This window comes from Burkholderiales bacterium (genome assembly GCA_015075645.1).
Lineage (GTDB): Bacteria > Pseudomonadota > Gammaproteobacteria > Burkholderiales > Casimicrobiaceae > VBCG01.
Genome location: JABTUF010000001.1, coordinates 154,205 through 167,280, shown reverse-complemented (window position 1 = coordinate 167,280; position 13,076 = coordinate 154,205). Strand labels below are relative to the sequence as shown.

The 13,076-nt window shown below is 67.0% G+C and carries 11 protein-coding genes; 7 read left to right on the top strand and 4 right to left on the bottom strand.

The features are described from left to right. The first annotated feature begins 20 nt into the window (after nucleotides 1–20). On the top strand, nucleotides 21–254 hold the full coding sequence (locus HS109_00750; protein ID MBE7520892.1) for a CopG family transcriptional regulator: 234 nt from the start codon (nucleotides 21–23) through the stop codon (nucleotides 252–254). After that, nucleotides 244–693 (top strand): PIN domain-containing protein, encoded by a 450-nt coding sequence (locus HS109_00745; GenBank protein ID MBE7520891.1) that lies wholly within the window; start codon nucleotides 244–246, stop codon nucleotides 691–693. Before HS109_00750 ends, HS109_00745 begins: the two co-directional genes overlap by 11 nt. 155 nt (nucleotides 694–848) lie before the next feature. Here the strand turns inward: HS109_00745 and HS109_00740 are convergent, their stop codons facing one another. Genes HS109_00740 through HS109_00730 form a run of 3 tightly spaced genes read right to left on the bottom strand, consistent with a single transcriptional unit; the run spans nucleotide 849 to nucleotide 3,653 of the window. Beyond that, nucleotides 849–1,307: a glycine zipper 2TM domain-containing protein gene (locus tag HS109_00740; protein ID MBE7520890.1), complete on the bottom strand. Its 459-nt coding sequence runs from the start codon at nucleotides 1,305–1,307 to the stop codon at nucleotides 849–851. A gap of 26 nt (nucleotides 1,308–1,333) precedes the next feature. Next, nucleotides 1,334–2,137 (bottom strand): neuromedin U, encoded by an 804-nt coding sequence (locus tag HS109_00735; GenBank protein ID MBE7520889.1) that lies wholly within the window; start codon nucleotides 2,135–2,137, stop codon nucleotides 1,334–1,336. Between the two features lie 31 nt (nucleotides 2,138–2,168). Then, entirely contained in the window at nucleotides 2,169–3,653 is a 1,485-nt protein-coding gene (locus HS109_00730) for a DUF1254 domain-containing protein (protein ID MBE7520888.1), read from the bottom strand. A 363-nt stretch (nucleotides 3,654–4,016) separates the two neighbouring features. Here HS109_00730 and HS109_00725 point away from each other — a divergent pair, with 363 nt between their 5' ends. Next, nucleotides 4,017–5,330, top strand: a complete 1,314-nt coding sequence (locus tag HS109_00725) for an ABC transporter substrate-binding protein (GenBank protein MBE7520887.1) — start codon at nucleotides 4,017–4,019, stop codon at nucleotides 5,328–5,330. A gap of 14 nt (nucleotides 5,331–5,344) precedes the next feature. Here HS109_00725 and HS109_00720 read toward each other — a convergent pair whose 3' ends face one another. After that, nucleotides 5,345–6,376 carry an AraC family transcriptional regulator gene (locus tag HS109_00720; GenBank protein ID MBE7520886.1) on the bottom strand — a complete coding sequence of 344 codons (1,032 nt, stop codon included), beginning with the start codon at nucleotides 6,374–6,376 and terminating at the stop codon, nucleotides 5,345–5,347. 214 nt (nucleotides 6,377–6,590) lie between these two features. On the opposite strand from HS109_00720, the gene HS109_00715 reads away from it, so the two are divergent. The 4 genes from HS109_00715 to HS109_00700 all read left to right on the top strand — a co-directional run bounded on the left by HS109_00715 (nucleotide 6,591) and on the right by HS109_00700 (nucleotide 13,057). Continuing rightward, nucleotides 6,591–7,406: a hypothetical protein gene (locus HS109_00715; GenBank protein ID MBE7520885.1), complete on the top strand. Its 816-nt coding sequence runs from the start codon at nucleotides 6,591–6,593 to the stop codon at nucleotides 7,404–7,406. 83 nt (nucleotides 7,407–7,489) lie between these two features. Beyond that, a complete protein-coding gene (locus tag HS109_00710) occupies nucleotides 7,490–9,748 on the top strand; it encodes a DUF3604 domain-containing protein (protein ID MBE7520884.1) in 2,259 nt (752 codons plus the stop codon). A 44-nt stretch (nucleotides 9,749–9,792) separates the two neighbouring features. Next, on the top strand, nucleotides 9,793–11,406 hold the full coding sequence (locus HS109_00705; protein MBE7520883.1) for a DUF1254 domain-containing protein: 1,614 nt from the start codon (nucleotides 9,793–9,795) through the stop codon (nucleotides 11,404–11,406). 136 nt (nucleotides 11,407–11,542) lie between these two features. Further along, nucleotides 11,543–13,057 carry a DUF1254 domain-containing protein gene (locus HS109_00700; protein ID MBE7520882.1) on the top strand — a complete coding sequence of 505 codons (1,515 nt, stop codon included), beginning with the start codon at nucleotides 11,543–11,545 and terminating at the stop codon, nucleotides 13,055–13,057. Nucleotides 13,058–13,076 lie beyond the last annotated feature (19 nt).

Here is a 13,076-nt window from a genome sequence, read left to right as displayed (position 1 = left end):
ACGTGCCATCCTCGTGAAGCATGAAGACCAACGTCACGCTCAAGCTCGACGCCGACCCGCTGCGCGAGGCGCGCGTCGTGGCGGCCGAGGAGGGTCGCTCGATCAGCGCCATGCTTACCGATCGGCTGGAGGCGATCGTTCGCGAACGGAAGGCGTTCGACCGGGCGCGCCGGCGCGCGATCGCGCGCCTCGGGGAGGGGCTCGACCTCCGGTGGACGCCGCCGAAGTCGCGCGACGAACTCCATGAGCGATAGGTACTTCGTCGACACGAACATCCTCCTTTTCGCCCACGACTCGACGGCGGGCGAGAAGCACCGCAAGGCCAGGGCGCTGGTGGAGGAGCTGTGGGAGACGAGGGCGGGCGTCGTCAGTACCCAAGTGCTCCAGGAATTCGCCGTCAATCTTCGCAAGAGGGCGAAGAAGCCACTCGACGCACGAGCCACGCGCGAGATCGTGTCCGACTACTTCGCGTGGCATGTCGTCGTCAACGCGGGCGACGCGATATTGGAGGCGCTTGATCTCGAGGCTCGGTACCGCGTGTCGTTCCGGGACGTCCTCGTGATTCAGGCAGCGCATTCCGCAGGCGCGGAGGTCCTCTATTCGGAGGATCTCTCCGATGGCCAGCGCTACGGCACGGTAAGGGTCAGGAACCCGCTCGTCGATCGACCGGCCTCGCGGCGGCCGGTCGCGTAGTCCGATTGTCGGCGCGAACCTCGAACGACCGTCGGGCGAGCCCGCAGGACACGGACGAGCAGGGGAGCGCGTTCCCGAAGGCGCACCGTTCCGAGCTCGCTGGCCCGGCGTTCGCGGCCGATCGAGAACCGCCGCGCGCTGACGAGCGGCCCAGTCTACGCCGGCACCACCCGCGCCTCCGGTCCCTGGCCTTCGATGTAGACGCGCATGCCGCGCGCGAGCGCCGGATTGGGCGGCTGGGTGATCGCGACGAGCACGCCGCTCGTCAAGCGGACGATGACCTGCTGCGCGGCCTGCGGCTTGTCGAAGTAGCGGTTCTGCGCGATGTTGCCGCCGATCGCGCCGGCGATCGCGCCGGCCGCGATCGCGACATCGCGCCCGGTCCCGCCGCCGATGAGGCTGCCGAGCCCGGCGCCGGCCACGCCGCCGATGATGGCGCCGAGTCCCTGGTCGTGCGTGCTCTTGACTTCGGTGACGTTGATCTGCTCGACCACGCCCGAGCGGATCTCGATGGGCGCGGGCGCTCCGCCTCCCATGCCGCCGCCCGGACCCGCACATCCGACGAGCAATGCCGCAGCGGCCGCCGCGGCGAATTTCGACATCATCGACTTCATCAGGCTGCCTCCGGTTGCGGGATGACTCATTTCGGGAACATCAACTGCACCTGCGCGCGGATCTGCCAGTTCGACTGGTTGTCCGGCCGCTCGACGTTGTAGTAGGCGGAGAGCTGCATGTTCACCGGCAGCTTCCCGAAATGGAAGATCTTGCCGACGCCGCCCCCGATCGGGACGGTCCAGCGCTGCCCGCTGTCCGCCTTCCAGTTCACGGTGATGATCGGGGCGCTCGTCAGGTACGTGCCTCCGGGAAAGTTGTAGTTGAGGAACGGCTGGATCAGTCCGTTGTTGTAGGAGCCGCCCTGCTTGTTGCTGGTGAGCGACCAGACGTTGTTGACGAGCGCGCCGTAGACCCACGGGTTGCCGTGCTCCAGGTGCAACACGACCACCGACGGGCCGAGGCCCCAGTTCTTGTTGCCGAGCTGCGCGTCCGAGTTGGTCGGGATCTGGACCACCGGCCCGGCGCCCCAGATCCATTTCCCCGGCTTCGCCGGCGACAGGAACGCGGTGAACACGGTGTCGCCGACGCCGTTCTTGCCGTCGATGCCCGGGCCGAGCGAGGGATTCCAGATCACGGGCACGATCGTGCGCGTGATGATGTTCCAGTCCGCGTTGACCGAGACCGGGATCACCGGCTGGATGTTCAGGATGTTCTGCGTTCCCTTCTCGGGGCCGAAGTTGAGGTTCGTGTTGTTCTGGAACGGGACGCTGATCATGTTGCCGACCGGATTCTGCGCGAGCTTCGCGAGTTCCTCGGCCGAGAGCGCCGCGTTCGCCGTCGTGGTCCATGCGCATGCGGCGACCAGACAGCACAGGCGTCCGGTCCGCATCGCTCCGGGGAATGGGATTCCCATGGGATCCTCAGCCCGCTTCCTTGACCGCGGGGGGCTTCCAGGTGCCGTCGAGGAGCGACGGCGCCTTCTCGGAGGGCCAGTACATTCGCATCATGAGCACGAACTCGTCCTTCGGCGCCGGCAGCCAGTTCTGCTCCTTGTCCTTGCCCGGCGACGCGTTCTGCACGTAGAGGTCGATCGACCCGTCGGCGTTCTTCTTGAAATTGTTCCGCGAGCTGACCGTGTAACGGTTGATCGGATTGGGGACGAAGAAGTAGTCCTTGTCGTACATCGTGATCGACCAGAACGCGTTGGCCGGCGGCAGCTCGCCCTTGGGGAAGTGCACGACGTACTTGTTCTTGCCGTGGTACTTCTGGAGGAGGTCGGGACCCTCGGAGGTCGGATACACGGCGTCTTGCAGGCGGTTCGCGCCCAGTCCGTACCAGGTGATCATCGCGCGGTTCCGGAAGCCGGTGCCGTAGAGCCCGGTCTTCGTGAAGAAGAGCCAGCCGTGCTCGAGCTTGGCGTCGCCGGTGGCGATCGCCTCTTTGAGATATACGCTGATCCTTTCCTGCGCGGGCTTCGGGGCCGCCGCGATGCCCTTCGCGACCGCGGGATCGAGCTTCGAGACGTCGAAGTCCTGGCCCGGCACGATGCCGATCTTCGCGAGCTTCGCCACCATCGCGGCGTCCTCGGCGGCGGGAGGATTGGTCTTCAGAAGCTCGGCGAAGAGCCTGAAGTAGCTCGCGCCGTCCATCGCGTTGACCTGGTCGCGCGGCGACATCTTCATGTCGATCGACGCATCGACCTTGCCCGGCGCCGGCGTGTGGGGCTTGCCCCATGCGGAGAGCGGGACCGCGTTCCACTGGTCCTGCAGCGCATGCACCGCCTTGTAGTCCTCGGGCGTGCCGGTGCAATAGATGCGCCCGAGCACCCAGACCATCCCGGTCGGCGACTTGACCTCGGTGACGCCAGCCGGGAGCGTGCCCGACCAGCCCGGTCCGGTGATCGCGTACTTCTGCGGCTTGGTGCCGGTCGTCCGCTTCCCCGGGTCCTGGAACACGTTGGTCCAGCCGTCGAGCATCGGAAGCACGAAGTAGCGGTCCTTCATGTCCGGGATGCTGACGATCCACGGCTCCTTCGACACATCGAGCCAGACGATCGTGTAGAGCGTGTCCGCGTTCGGCGCGGTCACCGTGTGGTCGTCGACGGCCGGATAGCTGCGCAGGCGCGCGAACTGCCCCATCGGGGCCTTCGAGCCTTCGGGCTTCTCGACGTTGGTCGACACGCGGCGCGTGATCTCCATCGTCACCAGCGGGTAGGCGTACTGGTACGCCTCGATCGCGATCTCTCGCGCCTCCACCTCCCGTGCCGCTGACGCGACGGCCTTGGCGTCGGCTTCCATTTTCGCCTTCGCTGTGTCGGCTGCCGGGGCGGCGGGCTTCTGCTCGCCGCAGGCGACGAGACTCGCCGCGGCCGTGAGGATCATTGCAATGCGAAGCGTTGCGTGCATGTCGTGCTTTTCCTGTTCGTGGCCCGACCTGGGTCGGGCGGAGTTGCGGGGCGAACGATCGGCGCCGTCCCGTCCTGGCCCCAGGACCGACGCGGCGGGGATACGGCGGCAGGTTCGTCGCGCATCGTCCGCTCCACCGCAGGTACCCGTCCTCGGGGCAGGCGTGGATTTTCGGGCAGGTGCAGGCAGACCGCTACGCCGCCCCGGACACGGAATTGACCGTTTGCGACACTTTCCGCCAGACCATTCCAGCCCGCGAGTCACCCCACGCGCGTCCGGGACCGGGTTCATGCGCTAGCATTCGCGTCCTGCGCCGCCGCGACGAAGGCCTTGGCCAACCGGACCCGCCCTGTCGATGCTCCGATGTCACGCCTCGAGGCCCAGCTCGGGATCTCGTGGCGCGCGCTGCTCGCGATCGTGATTCCCCTCGTCGCGCTGCTCGCGGCCGGCATCTGGCTCGTGCTGCAACTCCTCCAGCCGATCCCGCCGCGGCGGATCACGTTCGCCACCGGTCCCGAGCACGGTGCGCTCCACCAGTTCGCGCTTCGCTATCGGGACATCCTCGCGCGCGACGGGGTGACGCTCGACCTCAAGGTCACGCGGGGCGTGGGAGACAACCTCGAGTTGCTCCGCGAAGCGCGCGGGGGTGCCGAGGCCGGGTTCCTGGTCGCCGGAATCGCGACCGAGGCCGACGCGCGAGTCCTCGAGAATCTCGGCAGCATCGCCTACGCGCCGCTGTGGGTGCTCTATCGCGGCGACGCCGAGGTGAGCGATCTTTCCGCCTTCCGGGGGCGCAGGATCGCCACGGGCGAGCCCGGAAGCGGCGTTGCGGTCCTCATCGGTCCTCTCCTCGCCGCCAACGGCATCACGCCGGCGACGAGCCAGCTCGCCGACCTGCCATTCGACGCCGCGCTCGCGGCGCTGCTGCGCGGCGACGTCGACGTCGCGTTTCTCGGCGAAGGGCCGCAGCACCCGGCGTTCATCGATGCGCTTGCCCAACCCGGCATCCGGCTGATGGACTTCGCGCGCGCCGAGGCGTACGCGCGACGCTTCCCGTGGCTGCATGCGCTGTCGTTGCCTGCGGGCACCTTCGACTTCGAGCGCAACCTTCCGCACCGCCCCGTCCGGCTGATCGGCACGACGGCGATGGTCGCCGCGCGCGATTCGCTGCACCCGACGATCGTCGACCTGCTGGTGGACGCCGCACGCGAGGTCCACGGCGGCAACGGCGTGTTCGAGACGCGCGGCGAGTTTCCGGACCTGCACCGGGTCGACGCGTTGCCGATGTCTGCGCAGGCGGTGCGCTACGCGCAGAGCGGACCGAACTTCCTGCGGAGCTACCTGCCGCTGTGGCTCGCCGATTTCGTTCAGCGCATCTTCACGCTGGCGCTGCCGTTCCTGGTGATCGCGCTGCCGGCGCTACGCTGGATTCCGTCAGGCATCGGCGCGTGGCTGGGCAACCGCATCGAGGCGCAGTACGCCTCGTTGCGCCTGATCGAGCGCCGGATCGCGGCGAAGGACGGCGACGCGGGCACCCTGGGTCGGGAACTCGACCGCGTCGAGGCGAGCGTCGCGGCAATGCGCGTTCCCGCGCGATTCGCCCCGCAACTGTTCCAGCTCCGATCGCACGTGCGGCTCGTGCGCCAGATGCTCGACGAGCATTCGCCGCGGCGTTGACGGCGCCCCGCCGGCTACGCGACCTTGGCTTGCGCGGTCAGTTCGGCCTGCCGGGAGCGCCAGCGCGACGGCCCGACGCCCGACCAGCGCTGGAACGCGCGGGTGAACGAGCTCGCATCGGCGTAGCCCAGCGTCACGGCGATTTCGCCGACGCGCATGCGCGTGTCCCGCAACAGGCGGCAGGCGTCGCCGAAGCGGATCTCGTCGCGGAGGTGGAGATAGGTCGTGCCCTCGGTCGCGAGCGCGCGATTGAGCGTGCGGACGTGCATGCCCAGCGCCTCCGCGGTCCGGGCCGCGGAGTATTCGGTGGTCGTCGCCCTCTGCTGCAACTGGCGGCGCACGTAGTCGGCGAAGCCTTCGCGCGTGCGCGACAGGAGTTCGTGGGCACGATCCTCCATCAACCGGTAGAGCAGCGGGTCCGCCGTGGGCACGGCACGCTCGAGCAGGCGGGCCGGGAACACGATCGCCGAGCGGTCGGCGTCGAATCGGGGGGTCACCCGGAAGAACCTGCGCCAGGGTGCGATCTCCTGCGGCCGCGCGAACGCGAACTGCACCGCTTGCGGCGCCCAATCGGGCATCGTCAGTTCGCGCAGCAGGTTGACGCCGACCGCGAGCGCGGCGGAATCGACCTGCGCCACGTGTCCGATCGAGTGATCGAACATCGCGTAGGAGAGCGTCACGAACGTGCCGTCGCTCTCCGCCCGTACCGCGGCGCCGCGGCTCTGCAGCTCGAAGTAGCGGTTGAGGAGCGAGATCGCGTGCCCGACCGTCGGCGCGCTTTTCATCAGGAACCCGATGGCGCCGAACACCGAGAGTGTCGCCCGACGTCCGACCCGCAGGCCGAACGACTCGGAGCCGGTCCGTTCGGCCCCGCGACCGGCGATCGCCGCGAGGGTCGCCATCGGAAGCGTGTTCTCGGGCTCTTCGAAATACGCGACGTCGAGACCGAACTCCGCGAGGAACGTCTCGGGGTCGACGTCGTACTCGGCGAGCACCGCCGGCAGGCCCATCACCGGCCCGACGCGGGCCATTCCGTTCGGAACCACGGCGGGCGGGTGCGGCTGGAGCTGGGGCGAGTGCATCGGTGGGGCGTCAATTGACGGCGGTGTCGCAAATTGTCAATTCCCGGTCCGCCGCCGTCAACACTTCATCCACGTTTCGGCACAGAATCATGAGCTTTCCGGGAGTAGCGGCTTCGCTTTCTCGCATCGTTCGCCAACCGTCCATCCAAACGTACGCATCCGCCAAGGTGCTTCGACCATGCATATCCGCCGCCTGACATTGAGTGCAGCAATCGCTGGCCTGTCCTTCGCCACCAGCGCCCCGGCGCTGGCGCAGGCGGCCGACAAGTGGCAGTTCACCGGATCGCTCTACGGGTACTTCCCGTCGATGGGAGGCAAGACGACGTTCCCGCAGTCGACCGACGGTACCGACGTCACCATCGATGCCGACAAGATCCTCGACGACCTCAAGTTCGTGTTCATGGGTTCGTTCGAGGCCCGGAAGGGGCGCTGGGGCGGATTCACCGATGTCATCTACATGGACCTCGGCAACAGCAAGTCGGGCACGCGGGACTTCGTGCTCGGAGGCCACCAGATCCCGGCGGACGTGCAGGCGAACGCCAGCTACGATCTCAAGGGCTGGGCGTGGACGCTCGCGGCGACCTACGTCGCGATCGACCGGCCCGAGTACTCGATGCAGGTGCTCGGCGGCGCCCGGATGCTGAAGCTCGAGCCCAAGGTGACCTGGGAACTCACGGGGAACATCGACTCGATTCCGCTGCCCGGACGCGCGGGCTCGCTGGAGGCGGACGACACGTACTGGGACGCCATCGTCGGCGTCAAGGGCCGCGCGAAGCTGGGCGCCGAGCGCAAGTGGTTCATCCCGTACTACCTCGACGTCGGCACCGGCGAGTCGAAGCTCACCTGGCAGGCGATGGGCGGCCTGGGCTACGCGTTCGGGAGCTGGGATCTCTTCGCCGCGTGGCGCTACCTCGACTACGAGTTCAAGTCGGGGAGCAAGGTCGAAGATCTGAACTTCAACGGTCCCGGCGTGGCGGTGCAGTTCCACTGGTAGCCCGCGGCGCCGCGGTAGCTCGGGAAGGGAAGTACGGTCGCCGGCCGCGCCGGCGGATGGCGAACCAGACAGGGAATAACACGATGAACGCCAAGCTCGCCTGGTCCTCGATCGGCCTCACCCTCGCGCTCGCCTCGGCGAGCGCCGCCTGGGCGCAGACGCCCAATCCGCAGCGCGAGGCGTACTTCGGCGAGACGCACCAGCACACGAGCTGGTCCTTCGACGCGTTCATCTTCGGCAACACCAAGACCACGCCCGCGGACTCGTACAAGTACGCCAAGGGCGACGCGATCCCGCACCCGATGGGCTATCCGATCAAGATCACGACGCCGCTCGACTGGATGGGCGTGACCGACCACTCGGAGTACGTGGGCGTGGTGCAGATGGCCAACGACCCGACCTCGGCGCTCGCCAAGACCGCGCTCGGCAAGAAGCTCGTGGTGCACGGCCCCGAGGACATCCAGCGCATCTACCTGCTGCTGGGCAATTCGATGATCGACGGCAAGCCGTTCAAGGAGTTGATGCAGCCGGCGGTCGCCGGCACCGTCTGGAAGCGCAACAACGAGATGGCGGATGCTGCCAACGAGCCGGGCAAGTTCACCGCGTTCTGTGCCTACGAGTGGACCTCGACACCGGACAACCGCAACATGCACCGCAACGTCTTCTTCAAGGACTGCGCGAAGGTGCCGCAGATGCCGTTCAGCTCGCTCGAGTCGACCGACCCGAGCGATCTGTGGGCCTGGATGGACAAGCAGCGCAAGGCCGGGATGGAACTGCTCGCGATCTCGCACAACGCGAATCTCTCCGACGGCCACATGTTCCCGATCGACGTCGACCAGAAGGGCCGGCCGATCGACGCCGCCTGGGCCGCGTCGCGCGATCGCAACGAGCGCCTCACCGAGATCAAGCAGATCAAGGGACAGTCGGAGACCCACCCGCTGCTGTCGCCGAACGACGAGTTCGCGAACTACGAGATCCTGAACTACCTGCTCGGCTTCCCGCCGGGGCGCTGGCCGACGATCCGCGGCAGCTACGTGCGCCAGGGCTTGAAGGACGGCATCGCGATGCAGCAGGCGCGCGGCTACAACCCGTACAAGACCGGCATCGTCGGCGGCTCGGATTCGCACAACACGGCCACACCCTACCGCCAGATGAACTTCTTCGGCGGCCATGCGTTGAACGACGGCAACATCAAGGAGCGCATGTCGGGCCATGTCTTCGCCGGCATGGACGTGCGGTATGAGAACCCGGCCGGGTTGACCGGACTGTGGGCCGAGGAGAACACGCGCGCGTCGCTGTTCGACGCGATGGCGCGCAAGGAGACCTTCGGCACCAGCGGCGTGCGCATCAAGCTGCGCTTCTTCGGCGGCTGGCAGTACGCGCCCGAACTCGTGAACGGCAACGAGTGGGTGAAGACCGCGTACGCGCAGGGCGTGCCGATGGGCGCCGACCTGCCGGCGGCGAGCGGCAAGGCGCCGTCGTTCGCGGTGTGGGCCGTCAAGGACCCGACCTCGGGCAACCTCGACCGGGTGCAGATCGTGAAGGGCTGGAGCAAGAGCGGCCAGAGCTTCGAGAAGGTCTACGACGTCGTCTGGGCGGGCGACCGCAAGCGCGATCCGCAGACCGGCAAGGTCCCCGCGATCGGCAGCACGGTCGACATCCCGAACGCGACCTTCACCAACACGATCGGCGCGGTCGAGCTGAAGACAGTCTGGACCGACCCCGACTTCGACCCGTCGCTCGACGCGTTCTACTACGCTCGCGTGCTGGAGATCCCGACGCCGCGCTGGACCACGATCCAGGCCAAGGAACTCGGCATCGCACCGCCGGAGGTCGTGCCGGCGACGGTGCAGGAGCGCGCGTGGTCGTCGCCGATCTGGTTCGCGCCGACGGCGGACGCCCGCAAGGCGGCGAAGGAGAGCCCGAAGGTCGCGGATCTCCTGAAGCGGGGCGCCAAGAAATTGAACGACGCCGAACTGCGCGCCTTCCTGGTCGGCAAGTCGACTTACGCGCAGAACAACGTCACCGGCGACAAGTTCGTCGTCGCCTGGAACGCGAACGGCCAGCGCCAGATCAAGTACATCAACCCCAAGGTACCGCAGCCGAGCGCGACGGGGGATCTCGAACGCAACGCCTATCTCGGATTGTCCGCCGCCTACCAGATCAAGGGCGGCAAGGTCACGTCGATGATCGGCAACGCGCCGTACGAGACCACTATCTACAAGCTCGGCGGCAAGCACTACGCCGCGCGCAGCAACGAGTTCGGCTACGCGAACTACGAGTTCATCCCGGTGCCACAGCAGCTCGGGACCGAGGTCCAGTTCAACATGCACGCCAAGTAGGCGGATGCACGCAACCGTTTCTCCCGAAACATGAAGGTCCGACGATGATTCGACGCACGACTCCTGCCATTGCATCCATCGCGCTGCTCGCGCTTCCTCTGCTGGCTGCGGCGCAGTCCGCCGCGATCCCCCGCGAGATCTCGACGCCGCCGCGGGTCGAGACCAGCATCGGCACGCTCGAGTTCAACGATGGTGCGCCGAGCGTTGCGACGGCCGGGAAGGTGCGCGACGCACTCGCCTTCAACAACGCGCTCGCGGTCTACAACAACAGCTTCCGCGGCGCGTCGGCCTACGCGCTGGGCAAGGGCTTCCGCAGCATCGGCGCCGAAGACAACTCGGTGGTGATCTTCTCCGAGCTGATGGACTCGAAGTCGCTGTTCCTGACGGCGAACGCGGACACGATCTACTACATGTCGCTGGTCGATCTCACGAAGGGCCCGATGGTCATCGAGCAGCCGCCGATGGGGCTCGGCACGATCAACGACATGTGGTTTTCCTGGGTCGTCGACGTCGGCTTCCCCGGCCCCGATCGCGGCGAGGGCGGCAAGTACCTGATCGTGCCTCCCGGCTACGACGGGCCGCTGCCCGACGGCGGCTACTTCATCGCCAAGGCGCGCACCAACCGCGTGCTCTACGCGACCCGCGCGAACCTGGTGAACAACGACCCCAGGCCTGCCGTCGAGAACATCAAGAAGCACCTGAAGATCTACGCGTACAAGCCGGGCGGCTTCGGCACGAGTATCGCGACGGCACTCGAAGGCAAGGTCCGGCTCGCCGGCAATCCACCGGTGCCCGAGACCAAGTTCGTCGAGGCCAGCGGCAAGGTATTCAACACGGTCCCGCCGAGCGACTACGGCTTCTTCGAGATGATCAACGAGAACGTCCAGCAGGAGCCCGCGACGAGCTACGACGTCGAACTGTCCGGGCAGCTCGCCGCGATCGGCATCGTCAAGGGCCAGCCGTTCAAGCCCGATGCGCGCATGAAGAAGATCCTCGCCGATGCCGCTGCGGTGGGCAACGCCGCGGGCCGCGTGCTGAACTGGCGCTACGTCGCGGCACATCCCGAATGGACCGTTTACCCCGGCTCGATGTGGGGCAACATGCTCTGGGAAGGCGGCGCGAACTTCGAGACGCCGCCGCCGCTGTTCAAGGACGGCATGTTCAAACCCTTGCCGCCGACCGGCGCGCGCACCCTCGACTCGCGCACCGCGTTCTACTACGCGTACACGCTCGATTCGCCGGGCATGATCATGCGCATTCCCGACGTCGGCTCGCAGTACCTGATGGGCTTCCTCGACGCGGCCGGCAATCCCTACGACGGCGCGAAGACCTACAAGGTGACGCTGCCCAAGGGCATTCCGGCGCGTGCGTTCTGGTCGTTCACGGTCTACGACAACCAGTCGCGCTCGATGCTCGACACGCCGCAGCGCTACCCGCGCGCCGGCAGCCAGAGCTATCCGTCGCCCGCGGCCGAAGCGAACGCCGACGGCTCCACGACAATTTATTTCGGCCCGACGCAGCCGTCCGGCGTCAAGCGCGGCAACTGGATCCAGACCGTGCCCGGCAAGGGCTGGTTCACGATCCTGCGCCTGTACAGCCCGCTGCCGTCGTTCTTCGACAAGAGCTGGCGGCCGAGCGACATCACGTTGGCCGGTTGAGTCGAGACTCCGCCAGCCAGCAACCGCACGCAGCGGACGGCGCCTTGCGCCGTCGCTGGTGCTGAACGTCGTGCCGCACGACAACAGCCTGTGCCGCCTGAGACACCGCCCGTTAGCCTTGCATAGAGAAATGGCGATGCAAAGCAGATGCCCCGCTGACACGCTCGTCACCGCAAGAGGGTTGCTTGCGACGGTCGTATTGCTCATGGTGCTTGCCGCCGGCGCGTCCGCCCAAACCGAACCGCTCGGCGGCCAGCCGGCGCCGGGCAGCAAGGCATCGGTCCCCGACCTCGAGGAGCAGGTCGTCTACCAGCGCGCCTTCGAAGCGGTGATCTGGTCCCAACCGGCCGTCGAGGTGTACCGGATCCGCAAGGGTGCGGAGGCGCTGGGCATCAAGGACAACGACGTCATGGCCATGGCACACACGCTCGGGCCACAGGATGAATTCCTGACCGCGAACAATTCGACGCCCTACATCATGGCCAACGCCGATCTGCGCGCCGGGCCGGTGGTGCTGGAGGTTCCACCCGCGTCGAAGGACGGGGTCCTCTACGGCCAGGTGGTCGATTCCTGGCAGGAGACGATCGCCGGCGTCGGGCCGTCGGGCCTCGATCGCGGCAAGGGCGGCAAGTACCTGTTCCTGCCGCCTGGCTACAAGGGCGAGATGCCGGCCGGCTATCTCGCGGTCCACAGCCCGAGCAACCGCATCCAGTTCGCCTTCCGGTCGATCAAGTTGCCCGGGATGACCGATGCGCAGGCCCATGCGTACTCGCACAAGTTGCAGATGTACCCGCTCGCGGATGCCGGCCATCCGAAACCGACGCGCTTCGTCGATCCGGGCAAGAAAAGGATCGCGACTCTTCCACGCTACGACTTCACCTACTTCCAGGACATCTACGGTGCCGTGAGCGACGAGCCGGTACGGCCGCGCGACAAGGCGATGATGGGCATGCTCAAGACCCTGGGCATCGAAGTCGGCAAGCCGTTCAGCCCGCCGCTCAAATACAAGGCGGCGATGGAGCGCGCGGTCGTGGACGCCTACTTCTACATGCAGCAGCGCTTCTTCGAAGTCCAGGCGCACAACCTCTACTGGCCCAATCGCCACTGGTCCTACTATTTCCTGCCGGACGCGCAGAACAGCATGAACTACGACCTGCCGGACGGATTGTTCTACACCCAGCGCGCAGACAACTACCACGGGGGCATCTACTACGCGCCCGGCATTCCACGCCTGGATCAGGTCGCGGCGTGGGCCAAGGAAGGCAGGGCGCCGGCAACGGTGTATCTCGCGTCGCTCGCCGACAGCGAAGGGCGTCCGCTCGAGGCCGGAAAGACCTACAGGTTGCGCGTGCCCGCGAACATGCCCGTCAAGCAGTTCTGGTCGCTGATCGTCTACGACGTGGCGACCTGGGCGTTCATCTACAGCCCGCTCGAACGGGTCGGCCTGAGTTCCTACGACGTTCCCAACATGAAGAAGAACGCCGACGGCAGCGTGGACCTGTACTTCGGACCGAAGCCACCGCCGGGCCTCGAATCGAACTGGATTCCGACCCAGGGCAAGCGGCCGATGCCCATCATCCGCATCTACGGCGGCACCGAAGCGTTCTGGGACAGGACGTTCGTGATGCCGGACGTGGAGCTTCTGCCCTGAGGCCAGAACGAGATGTTCA